The organism is Wolbachia endosymbiont (group A) of Andrena fulva, assembly GCF_964026815.1.
GTDB classification, from domain to species: Bacteria; Pseudomonadota; Alphaproteobacteria; order Rickettsiales; family Anaplasmataceae; genus Wolbachia; species Wolbachia pipientis.
In genome coordinates this window covers 485,293-506,948 of record NZ_OZ034701.1, presented here as the reverse complement: position 1 = coordinate 506,948, position 21,656 = coordinate 485,293, and the positions used below count along the sequence as shown (strand labels likewise).

Genomic DNA, 21,656 nt, shown 5'->3' with positions numbered 1-21,656 from the left:
TATTATGGTTGATTTTTTTGTTAGAATTTGTTAAAATTTAATTAACTTAGCGTTCATAGGGTGTAGTATGTTGGGCATTACAAAAAATAATCAGAAAGAGAGCACTTACTTTGCTGGTGAGGAATTCGTTATCTACGCTACTTGTGTATGCCTAGCAGCCACATTCGCTGCTGGCTGTTTAGGGGCGGTAATAGGATCCCCTCTATTGACCTTTCCACTTGCTATGCTCATCTCTAACCCCGTAGTTTGGGTTTTAACGGGAATAATTCTTACAGTAGCATACAAAATGGTTGTTGAACCTTTATTTTACTTAGCGAAGAACTATATTAATGGAAAAAGAGCTTCAAAGGGGGAAAAGAGTGAAGAAAAAGATACAGAACTACAAGATTTGCAAGGCAAGACTCCAGAAAAGCAAGCAAGACCGAAAACTCCTGATAGGGATAGTGGTGTTATTACATCGGAAATAGCTATAGATAATAATTCTTTTTTACATCAAACAGAGAAAGAAAAGAATTATAATTACAAATTAACTACTACTGATATTAGAGATATTGTAAAAAGCAAATATGGGTGGATAGCACACAAAAATAAAAAAGGCTTAAAAGATACTTCTGAAGGTGTGATTTTTGCTTGTCCTGACTCTACATCATCTTTAGAGCAAGAACTAAAAGAATATAAAAATAAAGTAGAACGAGAGGGTAGTGATTTAGTGTTCACTTCAATCCTTAATTTAAATGGAAACCATTGGGTAACACTGGGTGTTTCTTACGACGAAAAGAGTGAAAAGTTTAGAGCTTGCTATTGCGATTCATTTGGTGAACCATTACCAGAAGAGGTATCAAGTGCGCTACAGAAAACTCTAGGAATAGACAATAGTAGTATTAGAAACTCAAAAGCTAAACAACAAGATGATAAGTATAATTGTGGAATATTTGCCTTAGAGAATGCTAAGAAAATTACAGATATGCTGAAAGCAGGCAAATCGTTTGATGAAATTGATGATCAGCTAAAATATGAACTTAGTTCAGAGCAATTAATAGAGAAGAGAAAAGAATTTGCAAAAGCGTTGAAAAAGGATGAACAAAGCAGGGCTGGCACGCCAAGCCCTGTATTAGGTAGTCCAGGAAATATAAGTCGTAAAGATAGCGGAGTAAGTTTAGATTCAGTAGAAAGTAAGCAAACAAAAATTGTTCAATATAATACTACAGGTGATGGCAACTGCTTTTTCCATGCGGTATTTGGTGATAATAGCTCTGGTCAATATAAAACTGAAAAAGCACAAGATATGAGAATGGAATGGCACAAATTTTTAAGTCAATTTAACTCTTTGAATGATCCAAGGATGCCTGAGTTATTGAAGGGACAGATGCAGAAAGTTTTTGGTGCATTCTTAGAAAATCCAAATCATTTGATTGGTATGTCGGACTCAATAAAAGATTTGGTTCAGCATACAAACAGACGGGTAGAGAAGATCAAAAAAAAGACTAATAAATTAATAAAAAAGTTATGTTGTCTTACAACATTAAAAGAAAATGAAGTTATAGGTGATTTAAGAAGCATTAGTGCTAGTAATCTCAATATTAGTGAAAGAAAATATGATAGAAATTATAATAGTGATACTGCAGCAAATTCTTTTCTCAATGGCAAATCCATTTATAGATCTTATCTAGAGGCAATCAGCAGCCAAAGTTACCATGTTTTCATAGAAGAAATTTCTATCTTAGCTTCGCTGGCTAATATTGAAATTGACGTCTACTATAAAAATAATGGTAATGATGTAAATACATTGTTTCTGCCAAATGCGGGAATGATAAATGAAGGTTATCAGCAGAACAACGAGCTATGGGGAAATAAAGAACAAGAAACGGTATACTTGGCACCTGGTCATTATGAGAGAGCTGAGATAGTAGAGGTAGAGCCTTCTCTTATGGAAAAAGTAAGTTCGGCTATACAAAGTGTTGTAACAGTATGTGTAAATGCGCTAGGTTTGAACACATAGAATATATGTCCCTACAAGTAGGAAATTTGACAATTGATTCTCCAGTTATTTTAGCTCCAATGTCTGGAGTGACTGATTATCCGTTTAGAAGTATTGTGAAGAAACTTGGTGCAAGTTTGTTAGTTTCAGAGATGATCGCAAGCAGAGCTATGATTATGCAAACTCGCCAGAGTTTGCAAAAAGCAAAAGTCGATGCATTAACTGCTGTGCAGCTTGCTGGGTGTGAGCCAGATGTTATGGCGGAGGCTGCAAAATTAAACGAGGACATGGGAGCAAAAATTATAGACATAAACTTTGGTTGCCCTGTTAAAAAAGTTGTAAACGGTTATGCAGGATCAGCGCTAATGCGTGATGAGAAAAAAGCCGCTGAGATAATTGAAGCTGTGGTCAAAGCAGTGAATATGCCAGTTACGGTGAAAATGCGCACTGGATGGAACGATGAAAATCGCAATGCCCCGAGACTTGCGAAAATTGCCGAAGACTTAGGAGCAAAAATGATCACTGTGCATGGAAGAACAAGAGCGCAGCTTTATAATGGTCAAGCAGATTGGAAATTCGTTAGAAATGTTAAAGAGCAAGTGAAAATTCCAGTTATAGTAAATGGCGATATTAAAAATTTAAATGATATTCAGAATGCTCTCAAAGAATCTGGAGCAGACGGAGTGATGATAGGTCGTGGTGCCTACGGTAAACCTTGGCTGATTAATCAAGCAATGAACTTTCTCAGTGGAAGTGAAACTTCTGAGCCAACAGCTTCAGAGAGATTAAGCATCATACTCGAGCATTACGACAATATTCTTGAGTACTATGGAAATGACACAGGAATAAAGATGGCCCGCAAACACATAGGTTGGTACAGTAGCGGGCTTCAAGGCTCATCTGAACTTCGTGTGAGAGTAAATAACATGACAGATAGCACAGAAGTGAAAGAAAATATTATTGGCTTTTTTGGTCAAGAGACACACTAGCTGTACTCAATTCGACTGATCGTATGCCACTACGCTCTCTTCCTCACCAGAGTGTAAATGACAACCATTATCCATCAACCATTCCTTGTCATAAGTTTCAATATCAAAATATTTTTCATATTTATCCACATTATCACAAAGTGAAAGTGCTCTGATCTTATTCATAATCAAACCTGTACCAGCAGGAATTAATCTTCCTACTATAACATTTTCTTTTAATCCACTTAAAGGATCACTCTTCCCGCAGAATGCTGCTTCTGTAAGTACTTTTGTTGTCTCTTGGAAAGAGGCAGCAGAAATAAAGGAGCTAGTTTCAAGACTTGCCCTAGTAATCCCCTGCAGAATAGGAAGATAATGAGTAGACCGTTTGCCAGAGTTACTCATAGCATCATTTTCCCTATCAACTTCCAGCTTGTCAATGCTTTCGCCAACCAAGTACATAGTATCACCAGGATCAGTAATTTCCACTTTTTGTAGCATTTGTTTTAAGATCACCTCTAAATGCTTATTGTCTATACGAACACCCTGCAATCTATAAACTTGCTGTATTTCAGAAATCATATAGTGCGCTAAAGCTTCTAACCCAAGCACACGTAAAATATCATGGAGATCAGGGTCACCATCCATCAATAGATCACCTTTACGTACAAAATCACCTTCATTGACTATTACATGCTTACTTCTTGATACCAAATATTCAACTGGAGAAATTTGTTCATCTACAGGTTTAATTAATATACTGCGTTTTCCTCTACGGTCTTTTTCAGAAAACGCTACATAGCCATCTATCTCACTAACAATAGCATGCTCTTTAGGACGACGTGCTTCAAATAACTCTATAACCCTCGGTAAACCACCAGTAATATCACGAGTTTTAACTGACTCTCTTGGTGTTCTTGTAATAACATCACCTGCATGAACCTTCTGGCCATCTTGTACATTGAGCACTGCACCGATTGGTATAAAATAACATGCTTCAACGCCACTTGCGAGTGTCATTACTTTACCATTATCGTCAAGCAGCACAATACGAGGACGTAAATTAGCTCCACCAGAATGCAATTTCCAGTCTTTTACTACTTTGCTTGATATTCCTGTAGATTCATCCATCACTTCAGTGATCGAAATTCCATCTTTTAAGTCCTGATAAGACACTGTACCAGTCTTCTCCGTGATAATAGGCAATGTATAAGGATCCCATTCCGCAACTTTATCGCCAATTTTTACTGACCCACTCTCATCTACATAAAGCTTAGCGCCGTAAGGTACACTGTGCTTCAACTTCTCACTACCAAGGCTATCAATCAACACGACTTCACAGGAACGGCTTATCACAATTTTATTTCCGTTTCTATCTATAATTATATTACTATTGTTTAACTTTATTTTAGCATTAATAGAAGCTATAATATTCGAGGATTCAACGCCTCTAGTCATTACTCCACCTATATGAAAAGTACGCATCGTTAACTGAGTACCTGGCTCTCCAACAGATTGAGCAGCTATAACACCAACTGCTTCACCTATTGAAACAATTTTACCAGTTGCAAGGTCTCTTCCATAACATAAAGAACATACACCAGGACTTATTTCACAAGTTAAAGGCGATCTAATTTTTACAACATCAAGACCTGCAATGCTGATTTGCTTTACTTTATCCTCATCAATTAATTCCCCTGCTTTTACTAATAATTCTTTTGTCACTGGGTTATATATATCATTTGCAGCTGTTCTACCCAGCACAACACTCTCTAGAGATGCAACTATAGTACTTCCTTCAACTGTAGCTCTCACAACAAGACCATTTTTTGTTTTACAGTCATGCTTTGTAACTATGCAATTTTGAGATACATCAACTAAACGACGAGTTAAGTATCCAGAGTTTGCAGTTTTAAGTGCAGTGTCAGCTAAACCTTTACGCGCACCGTGAGTAGAATTAAAGTATTCAAATACGTTCAATCCTTCACGGAAATTAGAAATTATAGGTGTTTCTATAATCTCACCAGAAGGTTTGGTCATGAGCCCTCGCATTCCTGCTAGCTGTTTCATCTGTGAAGTAGAACCCCTTGCACCAGAGTTAACCATCATATACACTGAGTTGTACTTACTATTTCCATCATATATAGATATTGCTTTTAACATATCATTAGCTATCATATCCGTACACTTAGACCATTCATCTATAACCTTGTTATACCTCTCACTTCTAGTTATTAGCCCATCTTGATATTGCATAGAGAATTTCTTAATTTCACCCCTCGCGTGATCAACATGTGTAGCTTTAGTTTCAGGTATAACCATATCACAACGACCAAAAGAGACACCAGAAAATGTGGCATACTCAAAGCCAAGTACCATTAATTTATCAGAAAATGCCACTGTAGCACTTTGACCACAGTTACGATATACCAAATCAACTATACCAGTTATTTCCTTGACTGTTAATATCTGATTTATTAGATCGAAGCCTAGATTCTCATGCTTAGGAAAAATTTGCCATAATATTAAACGGCCAGGAGTTGTACAAACAGTTTTATAGTGAGTTTCACCGCTGCTATTAATATACTCCATCCTATACTTTATACTAGAATGAATATGTAAAGTACCATCACTCAAGGAATGCTCAACTTCACAAAAAGCACCAAAAGATGGTAAATTATCTTCCTTAGGTTCTTGTAAAGTCAGATAATATATACCAAGTACTATATCTTTACTAGGAACTATAATCGGTCTGCCATTAGAAGGACTTAAAACGTTATTAGTGGACATCATCAACACTCTAGCTTCAAGCTGAGCTTCCAATGAAATTGGCACATGCACTGCCATTTGATCACCATCAAAATCAGCATTAAACGCCGTACAGACAAGCGGATGAAGCTGTATTGCTTTGCCTTCAATAAGGATTGGCTCAAAAGCCTGAATACCAAGTCTATGTAGCGTAGGCGCTCTATTCAACAAAACAGGATGCTCTTTTATTACCTCTTCAAGCATATCCCAAACTTCTGGTTTTTCTGCTCTTATCAACTTACTAGCAAACTTAATAGTTGGAGCCATACCATACATCTTAAGCTTTGAGTAAACAAAAGGTTTGAATAGTTCAAGAGCCATTCTTTTTGGTAATCCACACTGATTTAGTTTCAAAGTTGGACCAACAACTATTACAGAACGTCCAGAGTAGTCTACCCTTTTTCCTAAGAGGTTCTGGCGAAAACGACCCTGTTTTCCTTTTAACATATCACTAATGGACTTTTTATATCCAACAGCACCAGCTTTATTTACCAAAGTATTACGACGACTATTATCAAAAAGAGAATCAACTGCTTCTTGTAACATCCTTTTTTCATTACGAATCATAATCTCAGGAGGATTTAAGCTCAACAATTTCCTCAACCTGTTATTTCTATTAATAATAGTCCTATAATGATGATTCAGATCAGAAACTGCAGGACGACCACTCTCAAGCGATACCAAAGGACGCAAATCAGGTGGTAAAATAGGTATAGTTGTAAGTATCATCCACTCAGGCCTATTTCCAGATTTAATGAAGTTTTCAACAATACGCAATCTCTTTATAATTTTCTTTCTTCTTATCTCAGAAGCAACAGATTCTAATTCTAGTCTTAAATCCTTCCTAATTTCATGTAAATCAAGGCGCGTTAGCAACTCTCTTATAGCTTCAACACCTTGCATAGCTACAAAACTATCGATCCCATAGCTATCTTTAGCTTCATTATAAGCTTTTTCACTAATAATCTCACCTTTTTCAAAAGGCGAAACAAGAGGATCTATTACGATATAATTATCGCTATATAAAATATTCTCAATATCTCTGAGAGACATATCCAATAATGCTCCAATTCTTGAAGGAAGCGATTTCAAAAACCATATATGAGCAACAGGAGATGCAAGCTCTATATGACCCATCCTTTCTCTTCTTACTTTAGAAGATGTAACTTCTACTCCGCATTTTTCGCATATGCGACCTCTGTGTCTTCTTTTTTTGTATTTTCCACATAAACATTCATCGTCATTGACAGGGCCAAAAACCTTAGGGCAAAATAATCCACCTTTCTCAACTTTGAACGTACGATAATTTGCAGTTGAAACATCTTCTATCTCACCACAAGATATACGCTTAATACTTTCAGGGCTAGCAATCGATATGCTAACCTCATTAAAAGGTTGTGCAATGTTAGTGTGAGATATATCTTCAATCACTACATCATTTTGCTTTAAATCTACATTTAAACATAAAGAACGTAGTTCTTTTATCATCACATTAAAGGATTCAGGAATTCCACATTCAAAATTACTGTCACCTTTTATTATCGATTCATAAATCTTAACTCTACCATTAATATCATCAGACTTCACAGTTAACATTTCCTGCAAAGTATAAGCAGCACCATAGGCTTGTAATGCCCAACATTCCATTTCACCAAAACGCTGACCACCAAAATGAGATTTTCCTCCAAGAGGTTGTTGAGTAACCAAACTATAAGGCCCTACTGAACGCGCATGAATTTTACCATCAACCAAGTGGTGCAACTTAAGCATGTACATGTAACCAACTGTAACCTTGCGGTCGAATTTTTCACCACTGCAACCGTCATATAATACAGCTTGTCCAGAGTTATCTAAACCAGCAAGTTCAAATAATTTTGCTATTTGTTCATCTTTTGGACCCTCAAATACAGGTGCAGCAACAGGAACGCCATCACGTAATTTGCGTGCAAATTCAATGAGATTATTATCACTAATATTACGAATATCATTACAGATAGATACGTTACTGCCATAGCTATAAACCTCAATCAGGAAGTTACGTAAATTGCTGTATGAACTTTTACAAGAGTTCAAATAGTTCTCTACTAACTCATTCAACTCGTCATTTAGTGCATTCTTATTAGGTGTATTTAAAACAGAAGCCGTTATTTCATCATCAATATTTTCAATTTTTTTATTATCAAGGTATGCTACTGCAAATTGTGTAAAATTATCATCGTTAAGGGACCTAATTCCCTTGCAAAAAGCACTTTTGATCTTATTGATCTCATCGAGAATATTACTTACCTTTTCCCCTAATTTTCTACAAGCCCAACCTACATGCGTTTCCAGTATTTGTCCTACATTCATTCGTGAAGGAACACCAAGAGGGTTAAGAATAATATCAACAGGAGTACCATCTTCCAAATAAGGCATATCTTCCACTGGCACAACTCGAGAAATCACACCTTTATTTCCATGTCTACCAGCCATTTTATCCCCTGGTTGCAGACTATGTTTCACAGCAATGAAAACTTTTACTGACATCGACACACCTTGAGGCAGGTCATAACCTTCATGTAATTTTTCTACTTTTCGCTTAAACTGTGCTATTGCATGTGATACTTTTTCATCAAAATCTTTTTTTAAGCTCTTAACTTGCTCAGAAATGGATTGGTTTTTTAATCCTATACCCCACCATTGCTCACGTTCAATAGAGTCAAATTTTTCTCGATCTTGAGAACCAGAATTAATAAGAAGTTTCTTCAGTTCATCATAGAAATATTCACTAGTAACATTGATTATATAATCTCGCTCTTCCTCAAAGTCATTTATCTCTTTTTGTTTGATGAGTAATGCCCTTTCATTTTCTTCAACCCCCCTGCGTGTAAAGACTTGTACATCAATTACTGTCCCTTCAACATCTGGAGATGTATATAAAGAGGAATCCGCACAATCGAATGACTTTTCACCAAAAATTGTCATTAATAACTTCGTTTCAGGAGGCAATGAAAGAGAAGGTTTAGGTGTAACTTTACCTACCAGAATATAGCCTGGACCAACTCTTGTACCAATTTTCACTATACCACTATCATCCAAGTGATATAGATTTTCTTCATTAACACCAGGTATAGCACGAGTTATTTTTTCTGATCCTAAAGGGGTATCATGTACAACACAGTCAAATTCTTCTATATGAATAGAAGTAAAGAGATCTTTTTTAACAACTTCACTAGAAATAATAATAGAGTCTTCAAAATTATAACCTTGCCAAGACATAAAAGCGACTAGCAAATTTTTACCAAGCGCCAACTCACCACTGTTAATTGCAGGACCATCAGCTATTACATCACCCTTTTTAACATAATCACCTACGCACACTAGCGGTCTTTGATTAATACAAGTATTATGGTTAGAACGCTGAAATTTCCTTAGATGATAAATATCTACGTCCAAGTAGTTAACCCTTTCTTTATCAAAAGCACGTATAACTATAGAGTTACTATCAGAGCTATCAACTATGCCATCGCGTTTTGCTAAAACTACAGCACCAGAGCCAGAAGCTACAAAAGACTCCATACCAGTAGCAACCAGAGGAGCGGTAGGCTTCAATAAAGGTACGGCCTGACGTTGCATATTTGAGCCCATTAATGCTCTATTAGCATCATCATTTTCTAAAAATGGAATCAAGGAAGCTGCAACTGATATTACCTGCTTAGGAGATACGTCAATGTAACTAACTTGGTCGCTACTTACCATGACGAAGCTACCAGCATATCTACAGTATAGCATGTCATCAACAAAGCAATTATTTTCATCAAGCTTTACGCTAGTGTCAGCTATATGATGTGAGCCTTCGTCTATAGCAGAAAGATACTCAATTTGATCAGTAACAACCCTATTGACTACTTTTCTATAAGGGCTTTCAATGAAACCATATTTATTAATACGCGCGTATATAGCTAAGCTGTTGATTAACCCTATATTTTGCCCTTCAGGAGTCTCAATAGGGCAAATTCTTCCATAATGAGTTGGATGAACATCACGCACCTCAAATCCTGCCCGTTCTCTTGTTAAACCGCCAGGACCTAACGCGGATAACCTTCTTTTATGTGTTATTTCAGATAACGGATTAGTCTGATCCATAAATTGAGATAATTGAGAAGAATTGAAGAAATCTCTTAAGACATTAGTTAACACTTTTGGATTAATAAAATCAGATGGAGAAACTTTATCTAAACTAGAAGTGGACATAGAATCAACTATTGCGCGTTCCAATTTCAACAACCCAGTTCTAAATTGATTTTCTATAAACTCTCCAACTGATCTTACTCTTCTGTTTCCTAAATGATCAATATCATCTACAGATCCTTGACCGTCACGTAACAATACTATTTTTTTCACAATTTCAATAATATCTTCATGCGTTAAAACAGTTAAATCCTCATCATAATTTAATCCAAGGTAAGAGTTAAGCTTCAACCTACCAATGTTAGACAAATCATAATATTCCGGACTGAAGAAAAGATTACGGAAAAACTCTTCTACTATCTCTAAAACAGGAACTTCACCAGGACGCAAAACTCTATATATTTCATATAGTGCATCCTGATAAGACATGTTTTCATCTAAGAAAAGCGTATTTAATATATAAGGTCCAACAAACAAATTATCTATGTTCAACACTGATATTTCATCTACAGATAATAACTCAAGCTTCTTTATGTCTTCCAGCTTTATAGATTCACCAGCAGATAAAATTTTCGTAGAGCTAGCACTATCCATTAAATCTTCTGCGAGGAATAAACCACATATAGAATTAAAAGGAACCAGATACTCTTTCAATTCATTATCATATAGCTTTTTAGCTAGTCTTGAGGTAATACGAACGTTAGCTTTAAGCAGCACATTACCTTCAATATCCATTAAGTCGAAAGGCAGCCTCACTCCTTTAAATTTATCAGGAACAAAAGGCACTTTCCAACCATCTTTATGTTTTACATACTTTATTTTCTCATAAAATCTATCGAGTATATCATTATTTGATAGACCCAACGCCTTTAATAAAACTGAAATTGGCAATTTTCTTTTTCTATCAACACGAAAATACAAATGGTCTTTAACATCAAATTCAATATCAAGCCAAGAACCCCTATAAGGAATAATTCTAGCAGAATAGATCAATTTACCAGAATTGTAAGTTTTTCCCTTATCGCTATCAAAAAATACACCAGGAGACCTATGCATTTGTGAGACGATAACTTTTTCCACACCATTAATGATGAAAGTGCCCTTATCAGTCATCATAGGCAACCCACAAAAGTGGACTTTCTGCTCTTCTATAGATTTTACAACGGTTGCAAGTTTAGAATGATCTCCACTCTCTTTAATCGATTTATATTCATCAAGAGAAATACCATCCTGCATAACAACAAGACGTATAGAAGCAATAACCTGAGCAGAAAAAGTTACACCACGCTTTATACACTCAGATTCATCATACTTAGGATCATCTACCCTACAACTTATAAACTCAATAGTAGCCCTACGCAAAGGATCATTTATTGGAAAGATTGTATGAAAGATAACTTCAAGTCTTTCATTACCCTTATTCTTAGGAGTAAAAGAATCATATGATTCTTTTTGAACCTTAACCAAATCCAATAAAGAATCTTTTAAATCAATCGACCTAGAATAAGAAACTCTAGGAACAAAAGCACCAGAAGCGTACATATAAGAAGAATCAACCATTAAAATACCCCAAACTAATTAAAAGAGCTATATCAATATAAAATTAATACATTAAATATTATTCAAGCTCCACTTTAGTTGCTCCTGCTTCAATAAGTTTTTGCTTGATTTTTTCTGCTTCGTCTTTAGGAACATTAGCAGTCAAATCTTTAGGTAAAGATTCAACCAACTCTTTTGCTTCTTTTAAACCCAATGTAGAATTAACCTCTCTCACAGCTTTAATAACTCCTATTTTTTTACTCGCATCAATTTCTTTAATCACAACTTTATACTCAGCTTTTTCTTGAGCAGCAGGAGCAGCAGCATTATCACCAATAGGCGCCCCAGCACCAACAGCTCCACCAAGAAAAGAACCAGCAGGCAACCCTATTTTCTCTTCTAAAACTTTTACAAGTTCAGAAGCCTCTAATAGGTTTAAAGATAATATTTTATCAACCAAATCACTTGTTACATTACTCATAATTACCACCTTACTTAACAACAAATTTATTTTTTAGAACTATAATAATCCAAAACTCTCATAAGCCTCATAGAAGATGAATTAATAGACAACGCTAACCGAGCAGGAATATCATAAGATATTAAACGCATAATTTTAACACGCAATTCATCCAGAGAAGGCAACTTAGCCAGTTTATTAACATCTTCCACTGTTAACAATTCATTTAAATGAGCTGCGCAAATCACAGACATTTTTTCTTTGTTAGCATTAGTAAAATCAACTATTAATTTTGCAGCTTCTACTATGCCACTAGAGTATATAATAGCAACAGGACCGGAAAATTTGCCTGATAAATAAGAGAATTTACCAGTCCTTTCCAAAGCCAAGCGCGCTAGAGTGTTTTTAACTACTAATACCCCACCTGCTATAGACTTCAGACTATTCCTCAGAGTTAATGAATCATTAGCATTTATAGATTTAAAATTTACTAATATCAAGAAATCATTATTTACAAATACGTTTATTGTGCTCTGTATAAATTCATCCTTATCTTTACGCTTCACGGTATCACTCCCTTAAATTATATCTTCCACTTTGCCTATCTTATAAGCTTTACCCATAGTTGAATTTAAAAAAACACCCTTAAAGTAAATTCCTTTCGCAGAAATAGGTTTATTATCTTTAATTACTTTAAGAAAGGCTTTTAAATTTTCTAGCAAGTCATCAATATCAAATTTAATATTTCCTAATTTACCATGAATAACACCATTTTTATCTGTTCTAAATTTTACCTGACCAGACTTAATGGTTTTAATAGCTTCTGCAATGTTAGAAGTCACAGTACCAAATTTAGGGTTAGGCATCAGCCCTTTAGCACCCAATGCTTTTGCAATAGGAGTGATTTTTGCCATAAAATCAGGAGTAGTAATGCACCAATCAACATCTAACTTTCTACCTTTTTTTATTTCTTCAACTAAATCCTCTCCTCCTGCAATATCAGCACCAGCTTTTTCAGCTTCTAATAAATGTTTATCTTGAGCGAAAACAGCTACTTTAATATTCTTCCCGATACCTTTAGGCAAAACTACTGTACCACGCACCTGCTCTTCAGATTTACGTGAATCTACGCCTAAATTGACCGCAATATCAACTGATTCATTAAATTTTGCTGAAGCAGACTCAACAATCTTCTTCAAACACTGCTTAGGATTATCATTATATGTATTCATTTACCTAACCTTCCACAACTTCTATACCCATAGATTTTGCAGTGCCTACAACCATTTTCACTGCTGAATCTTCATTATCCACTTTCATATCAACCATCTTGCACTTTGCTACTTTAATTATAGCAGACATAGGTAATTTAGCCACTAATTCTTTACCAGGATTACCAGAACTTTTACTTAATTTAGCCTCCTGCTTAAGTAAATAAGCCACAGGCGGACCGCTGACAGTAAAATCATGAGAGCGATCATCCTTTATGGAAATTCGCACTGTTACTAAATCGCCTACTTTATAATTAGCGTTAGCAGCACTAGTAACTTTATTAAAAGCTTCACAAAACTTAGGAACAGGTATACCACGTGGACCAAGTACTGAAGCAATTTTCGGTCCTGGAACTGCTTTCCCAGCTTCCATAAGTAAGTTAATCTTAGCAACTATAACACTCATAATTAATCCTCTATTTTCTCTACTTGAGCCAGATCAAGCTCTATTATTGTCGGCTTACCTAAAATCGATACTTCCACATTAATAATTTTTTTCTCATCGTTTACCATATTTACCTTACCAGTAAAATTTTGAAAAAGACCATCATTAATTTTCACTTTTTCACCTTTTTCATAACCATAACCTAACTTCTTTGTCTCTTGAGCATTATAAAGTGCATTACACATTGAGTGAATCTCATCATCCAAAATCACCTTTGGAATATTACCGTTTTTCAAAAATCCATAAACCTTAAGAGATTTTGGTATATTATTGATAAAATTCAATACTTCATCGCATAAATTCACGTATAAAAAGACATAACCAGGAAAGCATTTCCTTCGTGTAGCAATTTTCTTAGATTTCAACTCTACTTCACTTAGCTCTTCATATGGAATAAAAACTTCCTTAAAGTAATCATTAACACCCAATCTCATAGAATTTTCCAATATATGTTGGCGCACTTTCTCTTCACAATTAGAAGCAACTCTCAAGATATACCATTTATACCTATTAAATTCTTTACACTTTAAACTTATCTCATCATCTAAAATCATCTCAAAATTACCAGATTCGCCACTGCAGAATCCAGGCGTTTGATTCAAAATATTTTTGCTTTCATCACATAGATGCATATATACATACACTTCACATAACTCTTTTATATCAGACTTTGCATTACATACCGTTTGATAAGGAATAAACACTTCCTTAAAATAAATAGCATTACTTACCAATCCGCGTATATCTTGCTCATATCCATAATCAACTTTAATGATATACCATTTATATTCACATTCCATAAATAATTCCAAATAAAGCCTTAATTACGTAAAGAGACATAAAATCCACAAAACAGAAGAAAATCGAAAAGCATAATATAACAATCATTACAACAAATAGAGATGACAACACCTCCTGTTTCTTTACCCAAGCAATTCTTCGTATTTCTTGCTTTATATCACAGAAAAAAACACACAAACTTTTTAACATTTTCACCACAACATTAATGCAGGAGCGATAGGAATTGAACCTACAACCTCTGGTTTTGGAGACCAGCGCTCTACCAATTGAGCTACACTCCTATAACTCAAACTCTCACTCCAAAATTTCAGAAACAACACCAGAACCAACAGTTCTACCACCTTCTCTTATCGCAAAACGCAATCCCTTATCCATCGCTATCGGTACTTGCAATTCTACTTCTATACTCACATTATCTCCTGGCATTACCATCTCCTTCCCATCTAGCAATTTTACGCTCCCAGTTACATCTGTTGTCCTTAAATAAAACTGTGGCTGGTAATTCGCAAAAAATGGTGTATGCCTTCCTCCTTCCTCTTTCTTTAATATATAAACCTCCGCCTTAAACTTTCTATGCGGTGTTATCGTCCCCGGTTTCGCTAATACTTGCCCTCTCTCCACTTCTTCTCTTTTTGTTCCTCTTAACAATATTCCTACATTGAGTCCTGCACTTCCCTTATCCAGCAACTTCTTAAACATCTCAACACCTGTGCATATCGTCTTTTGCGTCGCTTTCAGACCTATTATCTCTATCTCTTCTCCCGTCTTTATCTCTCCCTTCTCTATTCTTCCTGTTACCACTGTTCCTCGCCCCGATATCGAAAATACATCTTCGATTGGCAATAAAAATGGTAAATCCACAGGCCTTGGTGGAACCGCTACATATTCATCTAACTTTTCCATCAATTTGTCTATTGATTTCTTTCCATATTCGCTGCTGTCATCCTCCAGCGCCTTGAGCGCTGAACCAACCACCACAGGCACCTCATCCCCTGGAAATCCGTATTTACTCAGTAATTCCCTCACTTCCATTTCTACTAAATCTATCATATCAGCATCAGCAACATCAGCTTTATTTATATACACCACGATATATCCAACACCTACCTGCTTCGCCAGCAATATATGCTCTCTCGTTTGTGGCATTGGCCCATCAACCCCCGACACTACCAATACCGCCGCATCCATCTGTGCTGCACCTACTATCATGTTCTTTACATAGTCAGCGTGTCCAGGACAATCAACGTGTGCATAATGCCTTTTTTCCGTCTGATACTCAACATGCGCTGTTGCTATCGTTATCCCCCTCTTCCTTTCTTCTGGCGCTTTATCTATCTGATCGTACGCTACAAAATTTCCATAATGCTTCGTTATCGCCGCTGTTAACGTCGTCTTCCCATGATCCACATGTCCTATTGTTCCCACATTTACATGCGGCTTTCCAAATGCTTCCACTACTGCTGTCATAATTATTACCCTTAATTATACTCTAACTTTAACTCATCAACCACATATTGTGGCACTTGCTCATAACAAGAAAAATGCATACTATACTGCGCCCTTCCCTGAGACATAGAACGCAAAACGTTGATATAACCAAACATATTTGCAAGAGGTACCGAAGCAGTAATTATTTTACTATTATTACCTAAATCGAGCATATCAGCAACATTTCCTCTTCTACTATTTATATCACCCATAACATCACCCATATATTCTTCAGGAGTAATGATTTCAACTTTCATTATAGGCTCCAGCATTTTTGGACCAGCTTTATTTGCCATCTCTTTAAAAGCACCTTTAGCAGCAAGTTCAAAAGCTAAAGGACTAGAATCAACCTCATGAAAAGCACCATCAAGAAGGGTAGCCTTAAAATCAATCAACGGAAATCCCGAAATTATACCACCTTCTTTTATCAACTCCAAGCCATTTTCTACCCCAGGAATATACTCTTTTGGAATAGCACCACCTACAATTTTACTTTCAAATTGAAACCCAGAACCAGGCTCAAGAGGTTCAAATTTTATTTTAACCTTAGCAAACTGACCAGCTCCACCAGATTGTTTTTTATGAGTGTAATCAATTTCAACAGATTTAGTGATAGTTTCACGATATGCAACCTGAGGAGCACCGACGTTAGCCTCAACGTTAAATTCGCGCTTCATTCTATCAACAATAATCTCAAGATGGAGCTCACCCATGCCTTTCAATATAGTCTGGCCACTTTCCGCATTTACTGACATTCTTAAAGAAGGATCTTCTGCAACCAACCTATTTAGAGCAATACCTAATTTTTCCTGATCTGAAGTGGTTTTAGGTTCCACAGCAATTTCAATAACAGGCTCAGGAAATTCCATACGCTCCAATAATATAGGAAAATCAACAGAACATAAAGTATCTCCGGTGGTTGTTTTCTTTAGCCCAACTAAAGCAACTATATCTCCAGCCCTAGCCTCAGTTATATCTTCTCGGTTATTTGCATGCATAAGTAACATTCTGCCAATCCCTTCAGTTTCGTTTTTTAACGCATTTGAAACGGTAGATTTAGACTTTAATTTACCAGAATAAATACGGATAAACGTCAAGCTGCCTACAAATTTATCCGTCATCACTTTAAATGCAAGAGCAACAAATTTCTCTTTTTCTGAAGGTTTGACCTCAATTTTCTTTTCTGAATCTTTAGGATCAATTCCAACAATTACATCAACATCAATAGGAGAAGGTAAAAAGTCAACCACACCATCTAAAAGTGGTTGTACGCCTTTATTTTTAAAAGCTGATCCACATAACACAGGAACAAATTTTCCTTTAATGGTCCCATTTCTCACGCATTTTTTCAGTAAATCTACTGGCAGATCATTAGACTCAAAGTAAGTATTCATCGCTTCATCATCCATCTCAGCTGCAGCATCTAATAAAAGATTTCGATATTCTTGAGCCTTATCAAGCAAATCAGAAGGAATATCTTCATAAGAAAATTTAGCGCCCAACGTTTCTTCTTGCCATATAATGGCTTTCATAGAAATAAGGTCAATTATACCTTTGAAATCTTTCTCACTCCCTATTGGTAAATGAATAACTAAAGGTGCTGCACCAAGCTTCGTCTTTATCATATCAACACATCGATAAAAATTTGCCCCTATTCTATCCATCTTATTAACAAAGCAGATACGAGGAACGCTATATTTATCAGCTTGACGCCACACTGTCTCAGATTGAGGTTCAACTCCAGCAACTCCATCAAATACAGCAACTGCACCATCCAAAACCCTTAAAGATCTCTCAACTTCAATAGTGAAATCAACGTGACCAGGAGTGTCTATTATATTGACCCTATGATCATTCCAAAAACATGTTGTTGCAGCAGATGTGATTGTAATACCACGCTCTTTTTCCTGCTCCATCCAATCCATAGAAGCTGCACCATCGTGCACTTCACCAATTCTATTTTGCTTACCAGTATAAAATAAAATACGCTCTGTTGTGGTAGTCTTACCAGCATCTATGTGAGCCATTATCCCTATATTTCTGTATTTAGATATTCCAATTTCCATATCACAATTAATTAGCTAACATTAAAAACGAAGATGAGAAAATGCCTTATTAGCTTCAGCCATTTTATATTTTTCTTCGCACATCTTAAACGCACCACCGCGTTTATTATAAGCATCCAGTATTTCAGATTGCAAACAATCAACAGTGGTTTTTCCACTCTTTTTTCGAGCAGCAGAAGTTGCTTTAGCAATCCACCTTAACGCTAAAGAAACCGCTCTATCTTGTCGAACTTCAACAGGTACTTGATAAGTTGCACCACCAATGCGTCGAGAACGCACTTCTATAGAAGGAGTAACATTTCCTACTGCTGTCTCAAAAATTGATAACCCACCTTCGCCTATTTTCTTTTCAGCTAAAGACAAAGCGTCATAGATAATCTTTTCTGCAGTAGATTTTTTACCACATTTCATGATTGTATTAATGAAACGCATCAGCAAAACACTGCCGTAACGCGAATCAGGACTTATTTCTCTTTTTTTTGCTTTATTCCGACGAGCCATAAACTTTAACCAGATTTCTTTACACCATATTTTGAACGAGCTTTCTTTCGATTTTGCACACCACGCAGATCAAGGGCACCTCTTATTATGTGATAACGCACACCTGGCAAATCTTTAACCCGCCCACCACGTATCAAAACAACAGAGTGTTCTTGTAAATTATGACCTTCACCAGGTATATAAGCCGTCACTTCACCATACCCACTAATTTTTACTCTGGCTACTTTACGGAGTGCTGAGTTAGGCTTTCTAGGAGTTGTAGTATACACCTTAGTGCAAACACCTCTCCTTTGAGGGTTGCTTTCTCCCAAAGCTGGTACCTTTTTCTTATGGGTCAATCCTAATCTACCCTTACGTATTAATTGATTTATCGTAGGCATATGTTATAAACTCAAGCTCATTAAAATAACTAAGTTTTTAGTTATAAAATAATAAACCTCAATAGTCAATATAAAAATAAACATTACTACTCTAATAATTAAGCTCAACTGCCTTGAAAGCCATCAGTAGACTTCTTGCACTACCTCCCAAGCCACAACTGTCATTCAGTAGAAACGAAAAAATTACTTTACAAGCTTCGCCAGCCCCCTTATCATGAAACTGAAGCTATTTATTTATCTTCTCTGTACAGATTAAATGACAAAAAAACTCAACGTATCTGGCGTCTCATGTTTAATTTTTTGCACTATGTGCACTCTATGTCTTTATAAAATTTCTAGGTTTTTACCTAATATAAGCTGAAATGCGCTTATAAAGCATTTAAAACATTAAAAAACGCCAACTTAAAAAATGGATAGTGAATAACTAGCTACCCTAGGGTTTCTTTTACCTTTTTTTCTGTTTAGTAAATTTCTTAACGTTTATAATTTAGATTAGTTGCGGCTTAAAAGCAGCTAAATCGCGGTTATTAAGTGTTTAGAATAAAAAAACGCCATACTTGAAAGTATAATGTAAGTAATTAGCCAACCACGGGGCTTCTTTTGCCTTTTTTTTATTTGGCAAATTTCTTAAATATTTATGGCTAAACGACAATCGTCATCCCGCTACGTGTTAGCGGCTAAGATACCGCGAATGAATCGCGGTATGACGGTTCGTGGCGGTATGACGTAAAGCTCGCGTTAGCTATACTTTTATGCTCACCAACTTAGCTGGATCCAAGTAGTCAAGCTACTTGGATCTACAAATTGCAATGTTCGTACAGTTGCGTGCTTGACACTGGGATTTAGTGCAGTTATCCTAAACTCAAAGATTTACGCTCATCTTGCTATTCTTGGCTGAAAGGAACATATTTTTAGAATAATGAAAACAATCAGCACTTTAATTCAAGAAGGATCGGAGTTATTATCGTCACATAAAGTTGAATCACCACATTTGGATTGTGAAATCATCATGCAGCACGTACTTGGAGTGGAAAGATCATTCATAATTATGAATCACACTAATCAGGTACCAAGAGACAAAGAACTTCTATTTTGGAAATTAACAAAAAAAAGAGCGGAAAGATATCCAATATCGCAAATAATAGGTAATCGTGAATTCTGGAGTAAAAATTTTATAGTTAATCAGCATGTTTTAGATCCAAGGCCAGATAGTGAAACAATAATCCTAGCAGTGTTAAAATATTACCCAAACAAAAAACAGAAACTAAAAATTGCAGATTTTGGTACAGGTACAGGCTGTTTATTGATATCCGTACTCAGTGAGTATGAATATGCTGTTGGCGTCGGTTTTGAAAAAAGCTTGGAAGCATACAAAGTTGCCTATCAGAACACAAAGAAACATGATCTCCTCAGCAGAGCCAAAATATTTCCTAGTTCGTGGACAGAGTGCAGCGATTTATTTGATCTGATAATTAGCAATCCTCCATATATTAAAAGAAGTAAATTGAAAGACTTGCAAGCCGAAGTACAAAAGGAACCAAGAATTGCTCTTGATGGTGGTATTGATGGTCTGAGTTGTTATTTGAGTATTTTTCCAATATTGAGAAAGTGCCTTAAAAAAAATGGGTTTGCGATATTGGAGGTAGGTGAAGATCAAAATGATATTGACAAAATAATACCCTTGTATGAACTAGCTTTTCAGGAGTACGTACATGATTTAGCAGGAGTGAAGAGATGCATTGTTGTGAAAAGAACATAGCTAATGTTTTCTTGTATTATCTCCTTCATCCCATATTATCCTATGTCATCCCAGTACCCTCTACCTCGTCATCCCAGTGCGTGACACTGGGATCTATATTTACTATGGTCAAGCCATAGGATGACAGGAACGGTTTTATGCATTTTTTAAAAGGGCAACATGTTTAAGCTTTGCTGGCAAAGTGGAAAGTAAGGCCAGCCTCTATGCCGTGTGTATGAAAAAAGCCGTTCTGTATGGTAGTGGATACTTGATTATTACCTGTTTGTTTAGCCATTTGACTTGTTGCGGTATCCCACTTTAAGGTTTCTAGTTTGTACTCACTGCTACCAATAGCACCAAAACCTCTATATCCGATATGCATATTTACATCTTCGTTTATGCGATAATCAAGGCCAGCTTTTAATTGACCTGCGGGTCTTATTGACGATTTTTCAAACATTGTCATTCTTGTTGCACCGACTCCAACCCCAACATAAGGAGAAAAAGAGAAACGGTCACTTTTCCAATGATGATAAACATTTGCCATTACAGATATGTTCTCAATTTGGTCATGATTGACTATTGCTCCATAACTCTCTTTTGGGTCATTTTTATCCTTTGTGTAGGATATTGTCATCTGGCCACTTGTTAAACCAATATTATCCACTTTTACAGAAGAATACATTCCTTCCAATTCAGCTCTGTAGCTATTGCCATTCAATTCCCCTGTATAACCAAGTGCCACATTTGCAGCAAAAGGTGGATTATAATCTCCTTTATACTTACTTAGTGACTGACCGTCTGTGTTCTGAGCACTCCTGTCATTTATAGATACATTATTGGCATCTGTAGCAGCAGTATCTCCAATTTTTGCTTTCAACTCACCCATGCCATTAAAAAATTGACCATAATACCCACTACCAAAGTAAAACCCTTCTGTTTCACTTGCAAAAGATTGTTGTGACAACAATAAAGCAAGTGCTGTAACCGCTAATGTTTTTTTACTAATCATTACTACTCCTCTAGTTAAAATAGCTAATCTA

Annotated in this window: 15 protein-coding genes and 1 tRNA gene; 3 read left to right on the top strand and 13 right to left on the bottom strand. The window is 36.0% G+C overall.

Features of this window, described 5'->3' with window-relative positions; genetic code table 11:
- Positions 1-67: 67 nt before the first annotated feature.
- The gene (locus AAGD84_RS02510; protein ID WP_341818111.1) at positions 68-1,999 is read left to right on the top strand and encodes a Ulp1 family isopeptidase; all 1,932 of its coding nucleotides are present in this window, start codon (positions 68-70) and stop codon (positions 1,997-1,999) included.
- 5 nt (positions 2,000-2,004) lie between these two features.
- The gene (dusB, locus tag AAGD84_RS02505; RefSeq protein WP_341818110.1) at positions 2,005-2,967 is read left to right on the top strand and encodes a tRNA dihydrouridine synthase DusB; all 963 of its coding nucleotides are present in this window, start codon (positions 2,005-2,007) and stop codon (positions 2,965-2,967) included.
- A gap of 6 nt (positions 2,968-2,973) precedes the next feature.
- On the opposite strand, the gene AAGD84_RS02500 is transcribed toward dusB, so the two are convergent.
- The 12 genes from AAGD84_RS02500 to rpsL form a co-directional block, all read right to left on the bottom strand.
- Positions 2,974-11,484, bottom strand: a complete 8,511-nt coding sequence (locus AAGD84_RS02500; RefSeq protein ID WP_341818109.1) for a DNA-directed RNA polymerase subunit beta/beta' — start codon at positions 11,482-11,484, stop codon at positions 2,974-2,976.
- A gap of 58 nt (positions 11,485-11,542) precedes the next feature.
- Positions 11,543-11,944, bottom strand: coding sequence for a 50S ribosomal protein L7/L12 (gene rplL / locus AAGD84_RS02495; RefSeq protein ID WP_007551887.1), 402 nt, complete (start codon positions 11,942-11,944; stop codon positions 11,543-11,545).
- A gap of 26 nt (positions 11,945-11,970) precedes the next feature.
- Entirely contained in the window at positions 11,971-12,489 is a 519-nt protein-coding gene (gene rplJ, locus AAGD84_RS02490) for a 50S ribosomal protein L10 (protein WP_006279539.1), read from the bottom strand.
- Positions 12,490-12,501: 12 nt separating this feature from the next.
- Positions 12,502-13,155, bottom strand: coding sequence for a 50S ribosomal protein L1 (gene rplA, locus AAGD84_RS02485; protein WP_264722991.1), 654 nt, complete (start codon positions 13,153-13,155; stop codon positions 12,502-12,504).
- Between the two features lie 4 nt (positions 13,156-13,159).
- On the bottom strand, positions 13,160-13,600 hold the full coding sequence (locus AAGD84_RS02480; protein WP_006279541.1) for a 50S ribosomal protein L11: 441 nt from the start codon (positions 13,598-13,600) through the stop codon (positions 13,160-13,162).
- A 2-nt stretch (positions 13,601-13,602) separates the two neighbouring features.
- Positions 13,603-14,439: a transcription termination/antitermination protein NusG gene (nusG, locus tag AAGD84_RS02475; RefSeq protein ID WP_264722990.1), complete on the bottom strand. Its 837-nt coding sequence runs from the start codon at positions 14,437-14,439 to the stop codon at positions 13,603-13,605.
- Entirely contained in the window at positions 14,429-14,629 is a 201-nt protein-coding gene (gene secE / locus AAGD84_RS02470; RefSeq protein WP_250295527.1) for a preprotein translocase subunit SecE, read from the bottom strand. The genes nusG and secE overlap by 11 nt, the downstream gene beginning before the upstream one ends.
- Before the next feature lie 19 nt (positions 14,630-14,648).
- Positions 14,649-14,721: transfer RNA gene (locus AAGD84_RS02465), tRNA-Trp, on the bottom strand.
- 13 nt (positions 14,722-14,734) lie between these two features.
- A complete protein-coding gene (gene tuf, locus AAGD84_RS02460) occupies positions 14,735-15,907 on the bottom strand; it encodes an elongation factor Tu (protein ID WP_264722989.1) in 1,173 nt (390 codons plus the stop codon).
- A gap of 11 nt (positions 15,908-15,918) precedes the next feature.
- Complete coding sequence (fusA, locus tag AAGD84_RS02455) at positions 15,919-17,994, bottom strand: elongation factor G (protein ID WP_010962308.1); 2,076 nt, start codon at positions 17,992-17,994, stop codon at positions 15,919-15,921.
- Positions 17,995-18,015: 21 nt separating this feature from the next.
- Positions 18,016-18,495, bottom strand: a complete 480-nt coding sequence (gene rpsG, locus AAGD84_RS02450; protein WP_007549313.1) for a 30S ribosomal protein S7 — start codon at positions 18,493-18,495, stop codon at positions 18,016-18,018.
- 5 nt (positions 18,496-18,500) lie between these two features.
- Positions 18,501-18,875 carry a 30S ribosomal protein S12 gene (rpsL, locus tag AAGD84_RS02445; protein WP_006279787.1) on the bottom strand — a complete coding sequence of 125 codons (375 nt, stop codon included), beginning with the start codon at positions 18,873-18,875 and terminating at the stop codon, positions 18,501-18,503.
- Positions 18,876-19,794: 919 nt separating this feature from the next.
- Between rpsL and prmC the strand changes: the two genes are divergently transcribed.
- Positions 19,795-20,634: a peptide chain release factor N(5)-glutamine methyltransferase gene (prmC, locus tag AAGD84_RS02440; protein ID WP_264722986.1), complete on the top strand. Its 840-nt coding sequence runs from the start codon at positions 19,795-19,797 to the stop codon at positions 20,632-20,634.
- A 163-nt stretch (positions 20,635-20,797) separates the two neighbouring features.
- Here prmC and AAGD84_RS02435 read toward each other — a convergent pair whose 3' ends face one another.
- The gene (locus tag AAGD84_RS02435) at positions 20,798-21,625 is read right to left on the bottom strand and encodes a P44/Msp2 family outer membrane protein (RefSeq protein WP_265038323.1); all 828 of its coding nucleotides are present in this window, start codon (positions 21,623-21,625) and stop codon (positions 20,798-20,800) included.
- Positions 21,626-21,656 lie beyond the last annotated feature (31 nt).